The organism is Solibacillus sp. FSL H8-0538, assembly GCF_038003525.1.
Classification (GTDB): Bacteria; Bacillota; Bacilli; order Bacillales_A; family Planococcaceae; genus JBBOPI01.
The window spans coordinates 1,908,794-1,930,967 of sequence record NZ_JBBOPI010000001.1 but is presented as its reverse complement, the minus strand read 5'-3'; the positions used below and the strand labels follow the sequence as shown (position 1 = coordinate 1,930,967).

19 protein-coding genes and 1 riboswitch are annotated in these 22,174 nt (G+C 38.0%); of the genes, 15 read left to right on the top strand and 4 right to left on the bottom strand.

Features of this window, described 5'->3' with window-relative positions; all coding sequences use genetic code 11:
* The first annotated feature begins 126 nt into the window (after positions 1-126).
* The 13 genes from dapF (at position 127) to MHH87_RS08995 (ending at position 16,878) form a co-directional block, all read left to right on the top strand.
* A complete protein-coding gene (gene dapF, locus MHH87_RS09055) occupies positions 127-1,110 on the top strand; it encodes a diaminopimelate epimerase (RefSeq protein ID WP_340748988.1) in 984 nt (327 codons plus the stop codon).
* Positions 1,111-3,165, top strand: coding sequence for a diguanylate cyclase domain-containing protein (locus MHH87_RS09050; protein WP_340748987.1), 2,055 nt, complete (start codon positions 1,111-1,113; stop codon positions 3,163-3,165).
* Positions 3,166-3,405: 240 nt separating this feature from the next.
* Positions 3,406-4,077, top strand: coding sequence for a response regulator transcription factor (locus MHH87_RS09045; protein WP_340748986.1), 672 nt, complete (start codon positions 3,406-3,408; stop codon positions 4,075-4,077).
* A complete protein-coding gene (locus tag MHH87_RS09040) occupies positions 4,074-5,486 on the top strand; it encodes a HAMP domain-containing sensor histidine kinase (protein ID WP_340748985.1) in 1,413 nt (470 codons plus the stop codon). Before MHH87_RS09045 ends, MHH87_RS09040 begins: the two co-directional genes overlap by 4 nt.
* Before the next feature lie 226 nt (positions 5,487-5,712).
* Positions 5,713-8,520, top strand: coding sequence for a 2-oxoglutarate dehydrogenase E1 component (locus MHH87_RS09035; RefSeq protein WP_340748984.1), 2,808 nt, complete (start codon positions 5,713-5,715; stop codon positions 8,518-8,520).
* Positions 8,521-8,620: 100 nt separating this feature from the next.
* Complete coding sequence (odhB, locus tag MHH87_RS09030; protein WP_340748983.1) at positions 8,621-9,856, top strand: 2-oxoglutarate dehydrogenase complex dihydrolipoyllysine-residue succinyltransferase; 1,236 nt, start codon at positions 8,621-8,623, stop codon at positions 9,854-9,856.
* 219 nt (positions 9,857-10,075) lie between these two features.
* Complete coding sequence (locus MHH87_RS09025; protein WP_340748982.1) at positions 10,076-11,527, top strand: circularly permuted type 2 ATP-grasp protein; 1,452 nt, start codon at positions 10,076-10,078, stop codon at positions 11,525-11,527.
* Positions 11,520-12,470 (top strand): alpha-E domain-containing protein, encoded by a 951-nt coding sequence (locus tag MHH87_RS09020; protein ID WP_340748981.1) that lies wholly within the window; start codon positions 11,520-11,522, stop codon positions 12,468-12,470. The genes MHH87_RS09025 and MHH87_RS09020 overlap by 8 nt, the downstream gene beginning before the upstream one ends.
* A gap of 51 nt (positions 12,471-12,521) precedes the next feature.
* Complete coding sequence (locus tag MHH87_RS09015; RefSeq protein ID WP_340748980.1) at positions 12,522-13,379, top strand: transglutaminase family protein; 858 nt, start codon at positions 12,522-12,524, stop codon at positions 13,377-13,379.
* Between the two features lie 92 nt (positions 13,380-13,471).
* A riboswitch (Lysine riboswitch) is annotated at positions 13,472-13,655 on the top strand.
* A gap of 115 nt (positions 13,656-13,770) precedes the next feature.
* Entirely contained in the window at positions 13,771-14,595 is an 825-nt protein-coding gene (locus tag MHH87_RS09010; RefSeq protein WP_340748979.1) for a transporter substrate-binding domain-containing protein, read from the top strand.
* A gap of 202 nt (positions 14,596-14,797) precedes the next feature.
* Positions 14,798-15,532, top strand: coding sequence for an amino acid ABC transporter permease (locus MHH87_RS09005; protein WP_340748978.1), 735 nt, complete (start codon positions 14,798-14,800; stop codon positions 15,530-15,532).
* 11 nt (positions 15,533-15,543) lie between these two features.
* Entirely contained in the window at positions 15,544-16,278 is a 735-nt protein-coding gene (locus MHH87_RS09000) for an amino acid ABC transporter ATP-binding protein (protein ID WP_340748977.1), read from the top strand.
* A gap of 402 nt (positions 16,279-16,680) precedes the next feature.
* Positions 16,681-16,878, top strand: a complete 198-nt coding sequence (locus MHH87_RS08995) for a DUF6501 family protein (protein WP_340748976.1) — start codon at positions 16,681-16,683, stop codon at positions 16,876-16,878.
* A 107-nt stretch (positions 16,879-16,985) separates the two neighbouring features.
* On the opposite strand, the gene MHH87_RS08990 is transcribed toward MHH87_RS08995, so the two are convergent.
* The 4 genes from MHH87_RS08990 to MHH87_RS08975 all read right to left on the bottom strand — a co-directional run bounded on the left by MHH87_RS08990 (position 16,986) and on the right by MHH87_RS08975 (position 21,041).
* Entirely contained in the window at positions 16,986-18,104 is a 1,119-nt protein-coding gene (locus tag MHH87_RS08990) for a toxic anion resistance protein (protein WP_340748975.1), read from the bottom strand.
* Positions 18,104-18,754: a 5-bromo-4-chloroindolyl phosphate hydrolysis family protein gene (locus tag MHH87_RS08985; RefSeq protein ID WP_340748974.1), complete on the bottom strand. Its 651-nt coding sequence runs from the start codon at positions 18,752-18,754 to the stop codon at positions 18,104-18,106. Before MHH87_RS08985 ends, MHH87_RS08990 begins: the two co-directional genes overlap by 1 nt.
* A gap of 223 nt (positions 18,755-18,977) precedes the next feature.
* Positions 18,978-19,259: an acylphosphatase gene (locus MHH87_RS08980; protein ID WP_340748973.1), complete on the bottom strand. Its 282-nt coding sequence runs from the start codon at positions 19,257-19,259 to the stop codon at positions 18,978-18,980.
* Positions 19,260-19,316: 57 nt separating this feature from the next.
* Positions 19,317-21,041: a globin-coupled sensor protein gene (locus MHH87_RS08975; protein ID WP_340748972.1), complete on the bottom strand. Its 1,725-nt coding sequence runs from the start codon at positions 21,039-21,041 to the stop codon at positions 19,317-19,319.
* A 125-nt stretch (positions 21,042-21,166) separates the two neighbouring features.
* On the opposite strand from MHH87_RS08975, the gene MHH87_RS08970 reads away from it, so the two are divergent.
* Both MHH87_RS08970 and MHH87_RS08965 read left to right on the top strand, forming a co-directional pair.
* Entirely contained in the window at positions 21,167-21,466 is a 300-nt protein-coding gene (locus MHH87_RS08970) for a DUF1033 family protein (RefSeq protein ID WP_340748971.1), read from the top strand.
* 225 nt (positions 21,467-21,691) lie between these two features.
* Positions 21,692-21,892: a cold-shock protein gene (locus tag MHH87_RS08965; RefSeq protein WP_340748970.1), complete on the top strand. Its 201-nt coding sequence runs from the start codon at positions 21,692-21,694 to the stop codon at positions 21,890-21,892.
* The last annotated feature ends 282 nt before the right edge of the window (positions 21,893-22,174 follow it).

Genomic DNA, 22,174 nt, shown 5'->3' with positions numbered 1-22,174 from the left:
AAAAACAATATTTTCATCGAAAAAGTTAGTATATTCTGAATAATCTAAATAATATGTTTGTAAACTTGGTTGAACGTGAATGGCAGAACGATTAATATAGAATTATATGGATTTGGAGGAGAAGAGATGGAGCGAAATTTATTAAAAGTTCATGGATCAGGAAATACTTTTTATTTATATGAAGCGGCAAATGAAAATGAATTTAATTGGGTGAGGCTGGCAAAATGGCTTTGTGATCCTTCTAACGAAAAGGGTGCGGATGGATTATTGCTCGTATTGCCTTCTAAAGTTGCAGATGCAAAGATGCGTGTCATTAATGCAGATGGCTCGGAGGCATCGATGTGTGGGAATGGGCTACGTTGTGTAGCTCGTTATGTGTGTGAAAAGCTCGGTGTGACCGAGGCAATCATTGAGACCCTACGAGCGAACTTACGAGTGAAAAAAGAGCCCGCAATTTTTGAGGAGCTACCAACTTACGCGGTTGAAATTTCACCGGTTTCATTTGATCTTGACTCGTTACCTATGCAATATAAAGAAAAGAAAGAGCTTCGTCACCAAATAATTGAAGAATTTTCGCCAACAATTCAATTTACTGCTGTCTCTGTCCCGAATCCACATTTAATCGGCATTGTAAATGAACATTATATACAGCATGAGTCACATCAATTTTTATTAGCAAAATTTTTAAATAGCGAAAATGAATTTTGCGCGGATGGTGTCAATGTGAGCTATGTTTTTCCGATGGCAGACGATCAAATTTTTGTGCGCACGTATGAACGCGGAGTAGGTTTTACAAATGCTTGTGGAACAGCGATGACTGCCTCTGCACTTGTAGCGAAAATAAATGGTTATGTCAATGCGCCAAAAATAACGGTATTTAATCCAGGGGGCTTCGTTCAATGTGTTGTACAGTTTGAAGATGAAGCATATAAACTAATATTAATAGGAAATGCAACCGTCATAGGAAAATATAGAATAGAAATTTCACAGGAACATATAAACCTATTAAGTTGCGAATGTTGTGAAGAATCATTACAATATGAAAAATGTCTTGATTTTGTTAGGGAACAAACAAAATTTTTTCTCAATAGGGATATAGGTGGTGCATAAATGACACAATCATTCTGTTCAAAGGATCAGTTGGATTTGTTATTTAAAAACAGTCGTGATTTTGTTTTTTTAATGAAGAAAAATGCCGAAGATTATGAGTATATTTATACAAATCCTTCTGCTATTAATGTGCTAGGTGGCAATCGAATTGGAAAAACCGTTCGGGAAGCAACATTGCCTCACTTAGCAAAAAATATCCTTCATTATTATGATCTAGCTGTGGAAAAACTACAGCAAATTGAATTTCAAGATTATACGTATTTTACCGCAGAGGTTCGGAAGTATGAAACGACGATAATTCCCATTGTTGAAAAGGGCAATATATATGTATTAGCTACAACAAAGGAAATTGCTTTTGATCGTGATTTACAGGATAAATACTTATTTATGCGCTCGGTATTCTTTAAAACGTTTTTATCTACCGTACTTATCTCGAATAATTTAGAGTTAATCGAGGCAAATCCAGGTTTCACGGAAGATTTTAATATTAATATTGAAGAAATCCGTGGTAAAAAGTTTTTAGACTTACCATTTATTGACCCAGATTCAGTGGATTTAATAAAATTGTATTTAACAGAAGCGCAAAAAGGGGAGAATATTTCTTCTAAGTTAATTTCATTCGTTGATAGGAATGGTGATAAACGTAGCTTTACAGGGACATTTTCACCACTAACACGTGATGATGAAAACGCCGCCGTATTTTTGATTTTACAAGAAATCACCACTTATATTAAGCAAGAGGAAGTATTGCGAACAACTTCGCATGGTTTAGAAATGTTCAAAAAAGCGATTAGTACGGCTGCCGATGTTACATTTACGGATACGCAAGGTCGCATTATAGAAGCGAATGACCGCTTTATTGAACGGACAGGCTTTACGCTTCAGGAGTTGTTAGGGCAGAAGCATCACATCGTCAACTCCGGATACCATCCTCGTGAATTTTTCGAGAATCTATGGAAAACATTAGAGCGTGGCGAAGTATGGCGCGGTGAAATACGCAATCGCAAAAAGAATGGAAAAACCTATTGGGTGGACACAACGATTATTCCACTAATTGATCAACAAGGACATGCCGGGCAATATTTAACCGTTCAATTCAATGTTTCTGAAAAAAAGCAGGTAATGATTGAGCTACGTAATATCGAAAGAACGTTTCGTGCCATTACCGAAAATACGAATGATTTAATTGTTGTAACAAACCAACAAGGAGATATTATTTATGCTTCGCCTTCCTATATTCGCAAACTTGGGTATCCTGAGCATGAATTGATCGGTGAAAATTATTCGAAATTATTATGTGAAGACAGTATTCAGGAATGGCAAGCATTGATTGAGGATGGTAGCTTTACAGCAGTTGAAAAGAAGATTGAGCTACAACTGAGAACGAATTGTGGCGAAATATTATGGACGGAAGGAAATTATTCGATAACCCATGATTCGTCAGTTGATCATATTGTGCAAATTATTATGGTATCTCGAGAAATTACAGAGCGAAAAGAGCTAGAAGATAAGTTAATGTTCATGGCCTATCATGATAGCTTAACACAATTGCCTAATCGTCGTTATTTAAAAAAGGAATTCCCGCATTTAGTTGAAAATGCAAAAGCGAATTTTGAAACGCTTGCTATTTTCTATATTGACGGCGATAATTTTAAACAAGTGAATGATGACTATGGTCATGATGTTGGCGATGAGTTTTTAAAGCAGTTTAGTATAGCGCTATCTAAAAGTGTACGTAGTGATGATTTAGTCGTGCGTATAGGAGGCGATGAATTTATCGTTGTGCTTACTGGCTTATCACGTGACGCTGAGCATCGTCAGAGTCAGCTACAGCATATTGTTGAACGTATTAGGATGAACTTGCGAATTGGTTGGTCAATTCAAGGTTTCTCGTTTTCACCCACTTCCACAATGGGGATAGCGCTTTATCCAGAGCATTCCGAAAATTTAGAGAAGCTTATTGACTTAGCGGACCGCGCTTTGTGTGAAGCAAAGCAAGTTTCAAAAAATAATTATAAAATAAGTGGGCCGGCAAGCGTGCATTCTAACTCGTAGGCGCCGATCAGTTTTATGAGAAAGAGGCTGTCTCAGGTAAGTTTTGGGGCAGCCTCTTTGTGTGGAAAAAACAGGGTCGACACTTGCAAAAATCGACTAAAAATAGAAAGACTGTGCCAAAAGGAATCATTACCACTTTTGACACAGGTCTTCTGGGAAAATAGTCTACTATTTTCTACAGTTTATATTTTTACAAAATAACTATAAAACAAATATTTATCTTGATTGTGAGGTCGAATGATGAAACACACTATATTAATTGTAGAAGATGAAAAAAATATCGCTCGCTTTTTAGAGCTGGAGCTAAAGCATGAGCAGTTTGATGTTACAATCGTGTATGACGGTCGCTCTGGATTAGAAGCCGCACTAGCATCAGATTTTGATTGTGTTTTACTTGATGTGATGTTGCCAGAGCTTAACGGTATTGAAGTATGCCGTCGCATTCGCAAGCAAACTGATGTGCCAATTTTACTTTTAACAGCACGTGATGCAGTAATGGACCGAGTTGCAGGACTTGATGCAGGTGCAGATGATTATATTGTGAAGCCATTTGCAATTGAGGAGTTACTTGCACGTATTCGCTCGATTTTACGCCGTGTGAGCGGAGATAAACAGACCAATATTTTACAAGTACGCGAACTAACGATTAATCTAGATGCATACGAAGTGTTGTTTGAAGGACAGCGATTAGAGCTTACGCGCACGGAGTATGATTTACTGAAGCTACTTGTTGAAAATCAAAACCGCGTTTGTACACGTGAACTCATTTTAGAAATGGTGTGGGGTTTTAACACGGACGTCGAAACGAATGTGGTCGATGTGTATATTCGTCATTTACGTGGCAAACTACAAACGGCTGATACACCTTATATTGAAACGGTGCGCGGTGTGGGGTATGTGGTGCGCACATGAAAAAATTTAAAGACAAACTCATAAATCAGTCGCTCAAAACGAAATGGATGCTAACAGTTGGCATTACGATTTTTATAAGCTTTGCTGTAATTTCTATCATATTATATGTAGCACTTCAAACTTGGTTATTAAATAATGAAGAAAAAAATGCGCTGCGGACAGTAGATGATGTCACAACGTTTTTTTCTTCACAAGGTGGTTCTGTTACAATACAGGAAATTCAGAATAATACGTCATTAATGAAGGCAATATTAAATCAGGAGCAGACCGTACGAATTTTTAATTTAGACGGCATCGAAATACTTCGCATAAATGATGCAACAACTGCTGCAAAAATTCCAAATAATTATGAGAAGTTACTAGCAGCCGAGATAACTGAGCAAACGGTAAATGGCAAGCATACATTTGTTGTCAACAAAATCGTTCAAATCGGTCCATTCCAGGGTATTATGCAGCTCATTCATCCACTTACAACTTTCGATGCGATGATGAAGTACATAATTACGACGATGTGTATTGTTGGATTAGGGGCGCTCATCTTTTCTGTTTCAATCAGCTATTACTTGGCAAATATACTAATGCGACCACTTGTACAATTACGAGATGCAATGCAAACCGTACGTGATAAAGGGTTTGAGGAGCAATCAATGTTGAATTACTCGGCAAATGATGAGATTGGGGACTTGCTAACAATTTATCGTTCTATGATGAACGAGCTTGAAATTTCCTTTACACAGCAACAACAATTTGTCTCAGATGCATCTCATGAACTGCGCACACCCATTCAAGTGTTAGAAGGTCATCTATCTCTTATTAAGCGCTGGGGAAAAGATGATCCGGAAGTGTTAGAGGAGTCACTTGATACATCGCTAGCCGAAATCTCGCGGATGAAAAAAATGATTGAGGAGCTCCTTAATCTCGCAAGGCGTGAAAAAATAGATCCGCATTCGCGTGCAAATATTAATACTATTTTAACATCGGTAGTAGAGGAGCTAAAGGTAGTGCACCCGACTGCGCTATTTACGGAAAGTAGTGTAGGGCAGCAAAAAGATGTGTTTATGTCTGAGCAAGCACTAGCTCAAGTGCTTCGGAATTTATTAGAAAATGGGATTCGCTACAATGCTCAAGTTCCGAGGTTGCACACAACTATTCATTATGAAATTGAAAATGTTTTTGTGCAAATAGAGGATAACGGGATTGGTATTGCGGAAGAGCATTTACCACATATTTTTGACCGTTTTTACCGAGTGGACGAAGCAAGGGGACAAATAGCTGGGGGTACTGGCTTAGGCTTAAGTATTACGAAAATGCTAGCTGAAAAGTATAATATAGAATTATCCGTAACAAGTAAAACTGGTAATGGTACCACATTTTTATTACGATTTCCTCAAAAAAATGCACAATTCTAATTAGAAAATTTTATTTTTCGATAGTTAACGAAAATAATTGCTTATTTTGCTAAAAAGAGTTGTATTTTTTGTGAAGAGTAGTAAGATTGAGATGGAAAAAATGTTCTTCATTATCAAATGATATGGTACTTTTAGTATTGTCAGAAGAATGGTAAAATCTTATGTGAAATTGATGTTTTTTTAATTATTGGAACTGCCAATAGGCAAAATTTGGAGGTTATTTTTCATGTCGAACAATGTATTACCTGCAGGTTCCCCTTGGTCAGCTTTTTCAGGTCCTAACTTAGGTTATGTAATGGAGCAGTTTGACTTATTCCTGCAATCTCCTGAAGAGGTTGAAGCAGAGTTAGTAGAATTATTCCAACAGTACGGAACACCTGAATTCGCTGAAGGCGAAGTTGCTGTAGCGGGAGGCGCAGTAGCACCGCAGAGCGATTACAAAAAGGTTTTAGCTGCAGTTAAATTAGCAGAGGCTATTCGTGCTCGCGGCCATTTAGCAGCAGACTTATATCCACTGAAAAACCGTACACTTGATACATCTGGAATTGAAGAAAGCGCATTCAACTTAAGTGCTGCAGATTTAACTGAAATCCCAGCGAGCGTATTTTTTAAGGATGTACCTGTAGGTGTAAAAAACGGTAAAGAAGCGATTGACTACTTAAAATCAGTATATACAGACAAAATTGCATTCGAATATGCACATGTAGTTGTAGATGAGGAACGCGATTGGATTCAAGCTCAAATTGAGTCAGGTTCATTAAAATCAATGTTAGCAGCTGATGAGAAAAAAGCATTATTACAACGTTTAACACGTGTTGAAAACTTTGAAAAATTTATTCACAAAACATTTGTTGGCCAAAAACGTTTCTCTGGTGAAGGTTTAGACACACAAATCGTTTTATTTGATGAAATATTAAAAACAGCTGAAGTACACAATGTACAAAATGTTCGTATTGGGATGGCTCACCGTGGTCGTTTAAATGTGTTAACGCATGTTTTAAATAAACCATACGATATGATGTTCTCTGATTTCGCTCACGTGTCAAACGACCTATTCCTACCAAAAGATGGTCGTCTTGAAATTACAAAGGGCTGGACTGGCGACGTTAAATACCACATGGGTGCTTCTTATACACGTGATTCTGGTATGAATGTAAAGCTAGCATACAACCCGTCTCACTTAGAGGTAGGTAACCCGGTAGTTTTAGGCCAAACACGTGCAGCACAAGATTCTACTTCTAAATCTGGTGCAGCAGTACATGAACCTTTAAAAGCTTTAGGTATTTTAGTGCATGGAGATGCTGCATTCCCAGGTCAGGGAATTGTAACAGAAGCACTAAACTTTGCGAAAACAGAAGGCTTTACTACTGGCGGTACGATTCATATCATTGCAAACAATATGATCGGCTTCACGACAGAACATTATGATTCGCGTTCTTCTGTTTATTCTTCTGATCCTGCAAAAGGCTACGAAGTTCCAGTAGTTCATGTGAACGCTGATAGTCCAGAAGCGGTAGTACAAGTAGGTCGCTTCGCAGCAGCTTACCGCCAAAAATTTGGCAAAGATATTATTATCGATTTAATCGGATACCGTCGTTACGGTCATAACGAAACAGATGATCCGACAGTTACAAACCCGGATACGTATAAATTAGTTTCAAAACATGACACAATTCGTGCATTATACGGTGCAGAGCTTGTGGCATCTGGCATTCTAACAGCTGATGAAGTAAGCGCCCTTGATTCGACAATTTACGCTGAAATGCAGGCTGCTTATGACCATGTAAAATCTATGGCGGAACAAGATGAGCATTCGCATTTAGAAATGCCTGAACTATTAAAAGTGGACTGCCCACAAATTGATACAACAGTAGCAGCAGATCGTTTAGAAAAAATTAATGAAGAGTTACTAGTGTTTGGAGATGGCTTCGAACCACAAAACAAACTTGGAAAAATTTTAGAAAAACGACGCGAAGCATTTGCTTCTGAAAAAATCGACTGGGGTCATGCGGAAACGTTAGCCTATGCAACAATTACACAAGACGGCACACCAGTCCGCTTTACAGGTCAAGATGCACAACGTGGTACGTTCTCGCAACGTCACTTAGTACTACATGACAAAAACAATGGAGATGTATTCACGCCATTACATCATGTATCAGATGTTAAAGCTTCATTCACTGTGCACAACTCACCACTTACAGAAGCAGGGGTTGTTGGCTATGAATATGGTTATAGCCTAGAAAATGAGCAAGTATTATCTGTATGGGAAGCACAATTCGGAGACTTCGCTAATATGGCACAAGTAATGTTTGATAACTTTATTTCTGGTGCGCGCGCTAAATGGGGTCAAAAATCTGGCTTTGTCATGTTATTACCACATGGTTATGAAGGTCAGGGGCCAGAGCACTCATCAAGTCGTATGGAACGCTTCTTACAAATGTCAGCTGAAAACAACTGGTTTGTTGCGAACTGCTCTAACGCAGGTAACTACTACCACTTATTACGTCGTCAAGCGGCATTAATTGGTACAGAAGGTGTACGTCCACTTGTAGTCGTATCACCAAAATCTTTACTTCGTCATCCTTTAGCTGCAGCATCTGCTGATCAATTAGCTAACGGACGTTTCCAAGAAGTTATTGAACAACCAGGTTTAGGCTTAGACACTAAAAAAGTTAAAAAAGTGTTACTAGCAACTGGTAAAGTAGCAATTGATTTAGCAGAGCGCGTAAAAGACGGCGAAGGTTTCGAACACCTTCACATCTTACGTGTGGAACAGCTTTATCCATTCCCGGCTGAGCAAGTATCTGAGATTATCGCGCGCTTCCCGAACGCAAAAGAAATTGTTTGGGTTCAAGAGGAGCCGAAAAACCAAGGTGCTTGGGGTTATATGCTAGAAAAACTATATGAACTTTCTGAAGGCAAAAAAGTTCGCTATGTAGGACGTCCTGCAATGAGCTCTACTTCTGAAGGTGACGGCGATTCACATAAAGCAGCGCAAGCAAAACTTGTTGCAGAAGCGTTAGAAAAATAAAAATAACATCATTATTACTGAATGAGTTACTACTTTGTTAGTAACTCAGACCTTGTACTAATTAAAAATTAGTACAGGTTAATTAAAGGAGGATATTAAAGTGGCTGAGATTAAAGTCCCTGAATTAGCAGAATCAATTACTGAAGGTACAATTGCCCAATGGGTGAAAAAAGTTGGAGATCGCGTAGAAAAAGGCGAATTCATCGTAGAATTGGAAACAGATAAAGTAAATGCTGAAATCATCTCTGAAGAAGCTGGTATTTTAACACAAATTACAGCTGCAGAAGGCGACACAGTTCTTGTAGGTCAAGTAATTGCAATCGTTGAAGCAGGCGAAGGCGCAGCACCAGCACCTGCTCCACAAGTTACAGCAGCACCAGCTCCGGCACAAGAAGAGCCAAAAGCAGCACCAGCAGCACCAGCACCAGTTCAGGTAGTTGAAGAATCGAGTGAACGTGTAGTCGCTTCTCCAGCAGCACGTAAACTGGCTCGTGAAAAAGGCATCGATCTTGCTAGTATCTCTCCAGTAGATCCACAAGGTCGTGTACGCGTTCAAGACGTAGCAGCTCATGGCATTGCACCAGTTGCAACTCCAGCGGCACCTGAAGCTCCTAAAGCAACAGTAGCAGTAGATGAGTCTCGCGTAACTGTTGAAAAAATGTCACGACGTCGTCAAACGATTGCAAAACGTTTACTTGAAGTACGTCAATCAACTGCAATGTTAACTACATTCAATGAAATCGACATGACAAACGTAATGGCTTTACGTTCTCGTAAAAAAGATCAATTCTTCGAGTCAACTGGCTCTCGTCTTGGTTTCATGTCATTCTTCACAAAAGCTGTAGTAGCAGCGCTTAAAAAATATCCATATGTAAACGCGCAAATTTCAGGTGACGAAATGCACTTAAATAACTTCTTTGATATCGGTGTAGCTGTTTCAACTGAAGAAGGTTTAGTAGTACCAGTAGTACGCGATGCAGATCGTAAAAACTTCTCTGAAATCGAGGACACAATTGCAGGTCTTGCGGCAAAAGCTCGTGACAAAAAATTAGGTCTTAACGATCTTTCAGGTGGTTCATTCACAATCACAAATGGTGGTGTATTTGGTTCATTAATGTCTACACCAATCATGAACGGTACACAAGCTGGTATTCTTGGTATGCACACAATCCAAAAACGTCCAGTAGCAGTAAATGGTGAAGTTGAAATCCGCCCAATGATGTATGTGGCATTATCGTATGACCACCGTATTATCGATGGCAAAGACTCTGTAGGCTTCTTAAAAACAGTAAAAGAATTAATCGAGAATCCGGAAGATTTATTACTAAACTCTTAATGTAACGACAAAAAGACTTCGACAAAATTCGTCGAAGTCTTTTTGTTTTGCAAAATTCGCCAAAATACCCACTTATTCTCTTTAATAAATTTCACACAACTAAGTTTTTGAATTTTTGTATTTATTTTCAAATTTTATAAATATTTTTAAAATAAAAGGGTTTTTCTATTCCTCTATTGTATTTTATGAGTATACATATTTATTTGGAGGAGAATGTGGATGTTTAAACCGTATGATTCAAGTTCTTTTTATGATGAAATGCTAAATGGAGACAAGCCAAAAAAACATTATATTCCTTTTTATGAACAGCTAATTAGTTTTTCTGAAACAGAGCTTTTTGAAAAACATAATTCTGCACAGTCGAGTTTTTTACGTCAAGGTATTACATTTACAGTGTACGGTGCTGAAGGTGGTACAGAGCGCACTATGCCTTTTGACTTTGTGCCAATTATTATTCCAGCAGAGGCGTGGGAAACGATAGAAAAAGGTATGAAGCAGCGTGTAAAGGCGTTAAACTTATTTCTTCATGATGTGTATAATGAACAAAAAATTGTACAAGCAGGGGTTGTACCTAAAACATTAATCGATAATAATCCGTATTACTATAAGCAAGTTATTGGGGCAAATATCCCGCTGAAAAATCATATTTTCTTAGCTGGGATAGACTTAATCCGTGATGAAAACGGAAAATATTGTGTACTTGAAGATAATTTACGCAACCCTTCAGGCATGAGTTACGTGTATCAAAATCGTTACGTCATGCGCAAAATGTATCCGGAATTTTTCCGTAATTACGCTATTGAAACGTTAGAGGAGAAAATAGTACATATGCAGGATGCGTTATTATCACATCGTCCGAAAAATGTGTCCGAGCATGAAGAGCTACATGCAGTCCTTCTAACAGCAGGTATTTATAACGCGGCTTATTACGATCATGTATTTTTAGCGAAAGAAATGAATATTACGCTTGTGGAGGGCCGTGATTTAGTCGTCAAAGATAATATTGTCTATTTAAAAACAATTCATGGATTGAAGCGTGTCGATATTATTTATCGTCGTATTGATGATGATTTCTTAGATCCAACTGTCTTTAGGGAGGATTCAATGCTCGGGATAGCCAATATTTTAGCAGCGTACAAAGAGGGCAACGTAGCGATTTTAAATGCAATAGGGAACGGTGTAGCTGATGATAAGGCGATGTATGTTTACGTTCCTGATATGATCCGCTTTTATTTAAATGAAGAGCCGATTATTGATAATGTGAAAACGTATTTGCTTGAGGATGAGGCGCAACGTGAATGGGTGTTAGAGCGCTTAGACAAGCTCGTTGTGAAAAATGTAGGTGCATCAGGCGGGTATGATATGCTTATTGGTCCACATTCGACGCCAGAGCTACGAGAGGAATTCCGCAACAAAATACTAGAAGCACCGCATCAATATATTGCACAGCCGACAATTAAATTATCCCGTGCGCCTGCTTACCAAGACGGCCGCTTTTATCCTTGTCATGTCGACTTACGTGTATTTGTCATACAAGGGACGGAAACACATGTGTTGCCAGGTGGATTATCCCGCGTTGCTTTAAAAGAGGGCTCGCTCGTTGTCAACTCTTCACAAGGTGGTGGCGGAAAAGATACGTGGATTATTAAGGAGGCGAAGGTGCATGCTTAGTCGTGTTGCGGACTCACTTTACTGGATTGGCCGTTATAGCGAACGAACAGAAACGAACGCACATATTATTGACACACAAATTGAGCGTATGCTGGAGCAAAGTCGTAATGATTGTGGTTATGAAAAAGAATGGCATACAGTATTAGATATTTGTGGTTATATTGAAGTCTATTCGGCACGTTATGAAAGTTATTATTTGCAGCAAATGGTGTATTATTTATTATTTGATGAATACAATTATAATTCCATTGACTCATTAATTAAAAGCATTCGTAATAACGCCCGGAATACGCGGGATCTCATTCCAAATGAGCTTTGGGAAGAATGGAATGAACTATATTTATCGATGCAGGTCAAGACTGTAGATGAAGAGTTTACAGTATTAAAGACTACGGAGTTTTTAACGAAGATACGAAAAACATCATTGACAGCTACGGGGATTATTGACTCGCTTATGACGCGTGATGAATGCTTCCAATTTGTGAAAATTGGTAAGTGGATTGAGCGTTCTGAAAAAACAGCATTAATTGTCCTGCGTTTACTCGAAAATGAAGATGTTCTTACACGAGAAATTGCTGTAACATCTGGACTACAGTTAACAAATTCGTTTGAGGAATATACTCGTCGCTTTCGTATACGCACTTCTGACAACGTATTGAATTTCTTAATGGGAGATACAAAATGCTCTCGCTCTGTTGCCTATGGTATTCGCAAAATTAAACGAACTGTACTTGATATTGAAGAGGATTCGGTTAGTAGTCCATATGCGCAGGAAATGTTTGAAGCACTAGAGCAACTGGAACTCATCGTGCAAAAAGATGCTTCGTTAATGAGTGTTGAACAACGGAAAGAATGGGTAAAGGAAATCCATACACAGTGCTCGAATTTTGGTCCCGTTTTTGCGCGCACTTATTATTTAAATGCACCAATACTTGTTGATTGAAGGCTTTTCCCACATGGCAACTCTGTTCAATAAACTTAAAGGGGAATAAACATGAAATACCGAATAAAACATACAAATATTTTTCGCTATGAAAGTCCTGTGGAGCAGTCGTTAAATACGATTCGTTTAAAGCCTCGAAATAATGAATGTCAGCGCGTGCTCTCTTACAATGTGAAAATTAATCCATTATCATTAACAAAGGAATATATAGATATTTGGGATAATAATATAGGGAGCTTCTTTATTGCAGAAAAGCATAATGAACTCATCATTACGTCAAGTTCAATTGTAAGTGTGCAAAAAGCGCCGTACATTTACGAAATTCAATTTTCTAATGAAATGCGTAATATATTTTACTCGCAAATGTTTCATGAACATTATTTACCTTATTTAAGTGTTTCAAATTTTACAACGCTTGAGCCACGTCAAATAGATGAGGTACTTGGTGTAATAGGCACGCATTATAATAATCCAGTAAAGTTTGCATGCGATTTAATGACCTATTTATTTAACGTCATTAAGTATGATCCGAAGGCTACAACTGTGGAAACTACTGCAAGTGAGGCATTCGATTTGAAAGTCGGCGTTTGTCAAGATTTTACACATATTATGCTTGCTGTACTTCGTTACTGTTGTATCCCGGCTCGTTATATTAGCGGTTACCTTTATGTAGGTGAGGGTGATGACTTAATCGGCGATACCGCGACACATGCGTGGGTGGAAATTATGGTGCCGGGTATTGGGTGGATTGGCTTAGATCCAACAAATAATGTCGAAGTGCTAGATAATCACATTAATCTATGTGTAGGACGAGATTTTCGTGATGTTTCGCCGGTTGAAGGGGTATATCAGGGCGGAAAACATACGCTAGAAGTAATTGTCGACGTAAACCAAATTAAACATTTGTAGATAATCTTTTAAATATCTGAAAATTGCTTATTGACCAAAAAGTATTACTGATGTATTATTTAATAATAATTCAATAACAAAACCTCACTTTCTCGTGGGGTAGAGGCGCGGTATTTATTAGTTTTTCATGGAGTTTCGAGCAAACGGTGAAATGAAGAAGAAGGAATTATCGCCGAAGTGTATGGTAGGCTCACTATCATATGCTGGGTCTGTAATGAATAATTACAGAACTGTCTCGTGCGTCTTCCCGGATGCTCGAGTTGTGCTATCTCAAAATGGGAAACAATAGAGGATTTGGGCTAATTATAAATTCAAGCGACCTAAAGTTCTTTTTAGGTCGCTTTTTGCAATTTTATTAGCCCATAATTTTGAAGAAAAGGGGATTGATAACATGAAGAAAAAATTAGTAGTATTTATGGCAGCAATGATGGCAATGTTCGTTCTTTCAGCATGTGGTGAGGATGAAACGTCATCAGACACGAAAGAAGTGTTCAAAGTAGGTATGGAGGCAGGCTATGCGCCATTTAACTGGACACAGTCATCAGACGCAAACGGTGCTGTGAAAATCGAAGGTGCTGCTGAATACGCGGGTGGATACGACGTAGAAATCGCTAAGCAAATCGCAGCTGGCCTTGGGAAAGAGCTTGTGATCGTAAAAACGGAGTGGGACGGTTTAGTTCCAGCGCTACAATCAGGTGTTGTAGATGCGATTATTGCAGGGATGAGCCCAACGGAAGATCGTAAACAATCAATTGATTTTACGTCAGATTACTATACATCTGATTTTGTGATCGTAACGAAAAAAGGTAGTGTGTATGAAAATGCAAAAAATTTAGCAGATTTTGCAGGTGCGAAAATTACAGCACAATTAAACACAACAAACTACAACGTAATTGACCAAATTCCAGATGTAAAAATTCAAGCGGCAATGGATAACTTCCCAGCAATGCGTGTAGCTGTTGAATCTGGTGTAATTGATGGGTATGTAGCAGAACGTCCAGAAGCAATTTCTGCTGCTGCAGCAAATGAAAACTTCGTATATGTCGTTCTAGAAGACGGCTTTGCAACAGAACCAGCTGATACAGCGGTAGCAGTAGGAGTTCGTAAAGATTTTGACTTAACAGAAAAAATCAACGAAGTGCTAGCAGGTATTACAGAAGATGACCGTCAAAAGCTAATGGAAGACGCAATCGCGAACCAACCAGCAGCGCAATAAGAAATGGTTTAAGTGCAGCTTTAACCGAGACAGCAATATTTTTTTGGTAGATAAGAAAGTATAACTTACTTATCTACATAAGTAAGGACATCATCTCGCCCTATATTGGGCGAGATGTGTCTTTCTAAAAGCAACTGGTCGCATGTATTTGCGGCTAGTTTCTTATTAATAGGACAGCTTCCTGCTGTTAGGAGGATTTTTTATGAGTTTAGATACAATTATCTCAATCTTGCAAAATAACTGGCCGATGTTTTTACGCGGCGCATATATGACACTAGCGATTGCAATTGTTAGTACAATTATTGGTGCTCTTATCGGATTTTTCATCGGAGTCATGCACACAATTCCGGTGCGCAAAAAATCATTCAAAAGCGTGATTTTAAAAATCTTCAATTTTATCTTAACGTGCTATGTTGAGATTTTCCGTGGTACACCAATGATTGTACAGGCGATGGTTGTATTCTATGGGCTTGCTTCTTATGGCTTAGAATTAGACCGTTTCATAGCCGCACTTGTTGTTGTAGGGTTGAATACAGGTGCATATATGGCAGAAATTGTACGCGGTGGGATTGTCTCAATTGATAAAGGACAATACGAAGCAGCCCAAGCAATTGGGATGAATCATGTGAAGATCATGTTATTTATCGTTCTACCACAGGTTGCGCGTAATATTTTGCCAGCAACAGGAAATCAATTGGTTATGAATATTAAAGATACGGCCGTTCTAAATGTAATTAGTGTAACTGAGCTGTTTTATCAAACAAAATCGGTTGCCGGCGCAAATTTTAAATTTGCCGAGTCATTTTTAATCGCCTCTGTACTCTACTTAATTATGACATTTACAGCAACTAGAGCTTTACGTTGGATGGAAAGACGTTTAGATGGTCCTGATTCTTATCAAGTAGAAACCGTTCACAAGCCAGAAAACGTTATGTAAGGGGAATCACGATGGAAAATATTATTGAAATTCAACATTTAAGTAAATCATTCGGTAGTCACGAAGTATTACGTGACGTTAACTTTAACGTAAGAAAAGGCGAAGTTGTATGTCTAATAGGTTCATCAGGTTCTGGTAAATCCACTCTTCTGCGTTGTATTAATTTACTTGAGCGTCCAAGTGGCGGTCAGATTATTTATAAGGGTAAAAATATTTTAGACGACAAGCATGATATCGAGCATTACCGTACCCATTTAGGGATGGTATTCCAGCAGTTTAATTTATTTAATAACTTGAATGTACTAGGAAATTGCATCGTTGGGCAGCAAAAGGTGTTAAAACGTTCAAAGGCAGAGGCAACAGAAACAGCGACAAAATTTTTAAAAGTAGTTGGTATGGAGTCTTTCGTGAACGCCAAGCCACGCCAATTATCTGGTGGGCAAAAACAGCGTGTCGCAATTGCACGTGCGCTAGCAATGGACCCGGATGTAATGCTATTTGATGAACCAACATCAGCACTGGACCCTGAAATGGTAGGCGAAGTATTAAAAGTTATGCGAATGCTCGCGGATCAGGGCAACACGATGCTCATCGTAACGCATGAAATGGAGTTTGCAAAGGAAGTGGCAGACCGAGTTGTCTTTATGGATAAAGGGGTCATCGTAGAAGAAGGGCATCCTAGTGAAGTACTAGCGAATCCGAAGCATGAACGTACACAAGCATTCCTAAAACGTACATTAAAATAATCATTCAAATCGGCAAACAGCTACGTTTGTCGATTTTTTGATCGTCAACTATTGGGCACTAATATGGATAAACAGTGTATAGTTTATCGCTATTTTGTCCATGTTTTATACGTAAAAAAGCTTGCGATGGCAAGCTTTTATTGTCTCGAATTCCATTCGGAGTAGATTACAAAAATTATAGCAAAAGCGATTGCAATGGCGAAAAACCACATGGGCACGCTACCGAAACTAAATGACATAAATTCCACCTCTTAGAAGTAGTGTACCATCATCAAATGGGCAGTTCAAACCGAGAAATCAATTAAATTTGCTATTCCTTTGTACATTTACTACCATAACGATAAAAAATCGTTTAAAATAAGAAATGACAAAGTAAGCTAGATAAAAAGTGAGGGTAAATCCATGTTACATTTAAATTGGAAAGATGCACCGACGATTCGCACAGTAAAATGTGTACATACAAATGCATCGAAGTACTTAGTATCAAACGTACTAACTGTAGGTAAAGAATACGAAGTGAAAAATGAAACGGAAGAATTCATTTTCGTTATCGACAACACAGGTAAAGTTGGCGGTTACTACAAAGAGTACTTTGCGTAATACGAGTCTCTTAGCGAAATAGAGAAAATCGTTTTACAGCTAGCAGCAATGTTCGCATAGTTGCAGTTAAAAAGCAGTTGGTTTGAAATTCAAACCAACTGCTTTTTTTATTTCATATCAAGAATGGTCGTTTCAACTTGATGGCGCTTTTCATTACTTGTTGCCTGTATGCGCAGTGTGTCTTCGATTTCTTTTAATAGCTGAAGCTGAGTTTGCTTGAAGCGGTCAATATCGGAATGACTTACACCTTTTTGCTTGCGCGTAGCTCTTGCTGTGACATCCATCATTTTCCCATTTTTACGCATGAGCTCGTCCGAAACATCCATTAGGCGCTGCTGTGATTGCATAGCCCGGCGCTGACTGTTCATGCTCAATAACATCGAAATTTGCGATTGCCATAGTGGAATCGTAGTCATAACAGAAGACTGAATTTTTTCAATCAGCATTTGGTTCGTCTGCTGAATTAAACGTATATGCGGTGCGCACTGAATGGAAATCTCACGCGATATTTCAAGATCATACATACGTTTATCGAGCCATTCAATTTGCATATGTAAATCTTGGAGCTTATGCTTTTGCATAGGGTCATCGCTTTCTAGCGTTTGTACCTGAAGCTTTGGTAGCACATCTTGCAATAGATGATGTTTTTTTATCTCCACTGCTGCAATATAGACGTTAATCTCATGAAAATAGTCTTCGTTTAACCCGTACAGTTCGTCTAAAAATTTGTAATCAGAAAGTAGTCCAGTTTGCGTATGAGACAGCTGAATACCAAGGCGATCAATTTGGTTACTTAGCTTTTTATAATGTGACATGACTTCCTGAATTGATTTCTTTTGACGTGAAAACATCATACTGAAAAAGCCTTTTTCCTGTTCGACAAGTGCATCTGGGTCAATTTTCTCTAAATGCTGCATTAAATCAAAGAGTACATCGCCAACTTTTGATACTTCTTTACGCTGGACATGGAGTAGCATTTGCGATGTGAATTGCTTAAGAGCATCTTGTGCGGGTAAGCCAAATGAAAGTACGTACTCATATTTCGTCATTTGTAGGTTCCTTGCAAGATCCATAGCGCGATTTTTTGTATGTGCGTCTAGGGCAGCAAATAGCGGTGTCGCTACATTATTTTCAACATGCATGGCAAATTGTTCGCTAGCCACCTCTACTGAGGAACTACCGGTTGTTTTAAAGACTTCAAAAAGGTTACCGCTTTTTTCAATCACTACTCCTCACCACCGATTTTCAGACGTTCTTTACGTTTTTCGTTTGATAATTTAGCGAAATCTAACTCGATCCTCAAATTTTCAATGTCAGAAGCCAGGGCGCTCTTCAAATCATCTTCCATCGTTACGTGTAAATCCTTTAATGTTTTACGGGTATCTTCAAGAGCAAGATGAATCTCCGTTCCGGTAACCTGTTCGTTCGATAATAAGGTATATTTATTTGTTAACTCGACAGCAGAAGGGAGGTGTGCATAGAAAAAATCCTCCACTGCATAAAATTTGCTTGGATTCTTTTGTACAATATTCACAATCCGCTTTGAAAGTTTGCTCATCTCAAGAATAAGCTTAAATGAGCGAATAGAGCGGACACGGATATATTGTTGAGATAACGACTGTATTAACTGTTTTGCCTGTTTAATTTGCTCTTCAATATGACTATATTCGGAAGGTGTAATGCCTAACTCTTTACTCCGTTTGCCTTTTTGAATTGTTAATGCTAATTTATTACTTACATAATAAAGAGCAATGGAAATTGGAATAGCAAGTAGTATCGCTGCTCCTGCCAAATTAATGCCTGCTATAATAAACGCTGCAAAACCAACGAAGAAATTAATTAAATGTCTAGTGATAAAGTTCATCGTATTAAGCATTTTCGTACCTCCTTTAAATCGATACTATTTATACGAATTAACACTTAAAAAGTTTCAAATTGTATATTAGTTTCTTACTTATCCTACACCGTTTTTATGGGACAATCAAAAAATTTCTCTTTGCTCCCATTAGAAAAACACATCTCGACCAAAATAGGGGAGATGCTGTCCTTGCTTATGCAAATAAGAAAGTTATGAATTCTTATCTACTAAAAAAAGCCGGCTATACAAGCTCCGACTTTAGTGTTGTATATCCGATTATTGTCTCAAAAATTTCTACTTTAAAGGAGTTTGATTCTGATTGCAAACTAACGCCTTTTCCAATAAATGAAATAAACTCATCCACAGAATTTGGTTTGCCCTCAATGTCGACTTCAATTTTGCCGTCTTCCGTTTTTTGAATAAATCCTTTAAGGCCGAGGTCAACAGCTTTCTGTTGAAGGAAAAAACGATAGCCAGTACCGTCGACATCGCCAAAAAATACTATATGTGCACGCTTTGCCAAATTGTCTCCTCCTTTTAAAAGAAAGACAAAACTCCGAAATGTTTTGCCTCATTATTACTACATTGTCCGTTCTTTGTATATGATTTGTACTAAATCATTAATATAGTGAAGAACACGCTCCGATGCAATTTCAATTTCTTTTAAGTGCACCTCGGCAACTGCAATATTTCCACTATTATAAGCCTGAACAGCCTGTTTTGCCGAAGTATGAACTTGCTCGTGATAGCGATCTAGCTCACGATAAGAGGCATCCTGACCGAAACGTGAACGTGCCTTTTCTGATAAGTACCATTTACCTAGACGGCAATCCTTATGTGAGGAAACATCGCTGGGTGATAGTTTTTCTAGACCTAGGAACATATTGTATACACGCCATTTCCATAAAATATGGTCGGCTTTCGATAATTGCAATAATGAAATGCTTGAAAGCTTTACGTTATTATTAGAAATGACATCATTACGGAAACGGTTAATTTCCTGACCAAGTAAGTGGATGTCTCGAGATGTATTGGCACCGTATTCACGAATATCCTCTTGTAAGCTTGAAATTTGTACCATGCGTGTAGAGACTTCATCAATGGCTGCGGCTTGCTCTTCGGATACGGCAGCTGTAGTTGTAACATCAATATTAATACTTTCGATTGTATCAACAATTGAGTTTAATAATGGTAAAGATTCTTTTGCTTCTGTAGTCGCTTCTTTAATGATAGCTGTCGTTTCGGTAATTGATTTTGCCATATCATTTGAGTACGTTTTTAAAGAATGTACATTCGTAGATACTTCGCCAAGCGCAGATACAGTACCTTCAGCTAATTTACGTACTTCTTGTGCAACAACGGCAAAACCTTTTCCATGCTCACCAGCACGTGCGGCTTCGATGGATGCATTTAGTGCTAATAGGTTTGTTTGATCGGCAATTTGGTTAATTAATGTGACAACATTTTCGATATCATTCACATGCTTTTGAAGCTGTGTAAAGCTCTCGACAATGGCGGTGAACGTTTCTTCCGTTGTAAAAATATCTGTTAGTGCATGTTCAATCGCTTCTTTTCCTCGCACAGCATTATTTACGGAGTCACTCGTTTTCTCAGCAATGCGGGTAGATGAACGGGCAATTTCAGTTATTGATGCGGCTAATTCTTGTGCAGCAGCAGTTGAAGTCGCAATTTCTTCAGATTGATGATCTAGGCTCACCACTAAATCCTTCATATACATTATTTTTGCATTTACGTCCATTAATGAAGAAATTTCCTCCACGACATTTTCAAGCATGCGTTCGGTCATAACTTCAATTAATAATTCCTGGTCAATATTCACAGCTGCTGAAACAGACTTCATATAGTCAAACGCTTTAAAAGGCTTTAGCGCAAAATTATGCATAATATGTGTCGTTAAATAGAAGGAGAACTGATTAAAAATAATGATCACTTTTCCAGGCTCAAAGTGATTTTCACGTAATAAGTTGAAGAAACTGACTGTAGCAGCTATGTAATTTTCGTCACGTGCTGCTAAGAAAAATTGTTTTAAATAACGATCGATTTGATTTTGAGAAATAGGATTGCGACCATTAGGAGCAATTTCTTCTAAGTATTTAATAAAAATTTCATTCATTGCCGGAGTGGTTTGTTGAATACGGTCATATATTTCTACAAGATTGTTTTGATCATGCTGTCTAAAGTTGTTAAATACAAGCGTTTCTAAAAAGCGCCCTGATGCTTTAAGGTCTGTCCCGCGTGCAAATAAATCTTTTAAATCTGCTTTTGGCTTAAGTGATGAAAACACAGTGTTACTCCCTCCCTAAAAAATATCCATTCTTTAGTATTTTAGCATAGGTTAGTAGTCATTAATAGACATAAAGAAGGGGGGACATTAAAATATGCAAGTAAGGGAAGAAGGGATTTGTTTAAATGTATAAGATTATTTATATGAAAGCAGATTATGAACCTTGGTGGCAATTTGACGGCTGGGAAGCATGTATAATTTCAACAACTGAATATGAAACTGAGGATGGTTTAGACAAGGCACTGCACATAATTTTAGAAAACTTCCGCCAAGCTTATGACAATGAACAATCAAAAAATGGGCATTATTTTGCATTTTGGTCCGAAGATGAATGTGAATATTGTGAGGCTTGTGATGAAGATGCCCAAATATTTCATGGCATTATTGTACAAAAGTCAGCCAATAAATCGTCAATTTCCAATTAACTGAAATAAAAGAAAATTTCCTCTGATATGCAAGAAATTGAATTGACATAGGTTTAAGAGATGGGTATAATTAACATAACAATTAAATTGTTTGACCGGATACAATGGATTCACATATTACAAAGCGTGACCGGTGTAGCTGTCGGTACTTTTTGTAATATGTGAATTTTTTTACGGTAAATCAATTCCAAATTGTTCACTTTTATTTTTTGGAGGTTTTCTTAAATGAAACAAGGTACAGTAAAATGGTTTAACTCAGAAAAAGGTTTTGGATTCATCGAAGTAGATGGCGGAAATGACGTATTCGTTCACTTCTCAGCTATCCAAGGCGAAGGTTTTAAAACTCTTGACGAAGGTCAAAAAGTGGAATTCGAAGTTGTAGATGGCAACCGCGGACCACAAGCTGCTAACGTAACTAAACTTTAATTCTCAGTAATTAAACGTATATTCCGTTAAAATTTCTAGGCACTCTCAATTTTGAGAGTGCCTTTTTTAATTTTTGTTCAGGATATGTATAGTAATTGTTGTGTGCTATTTTTTTTTGAAAATACTATGTATTAATAAAGGCTTTAGAACATTACATAACAAATACGAATGATAGTAAAGAGCGATTTGGTTGGATTTAGGATCTGAACACTTTTCAGAACATGTCAATTAAGGCGTTTGAAGAAGGGGAGAAATTCTTTGCAGGCGAAGTAGTGACGGTGG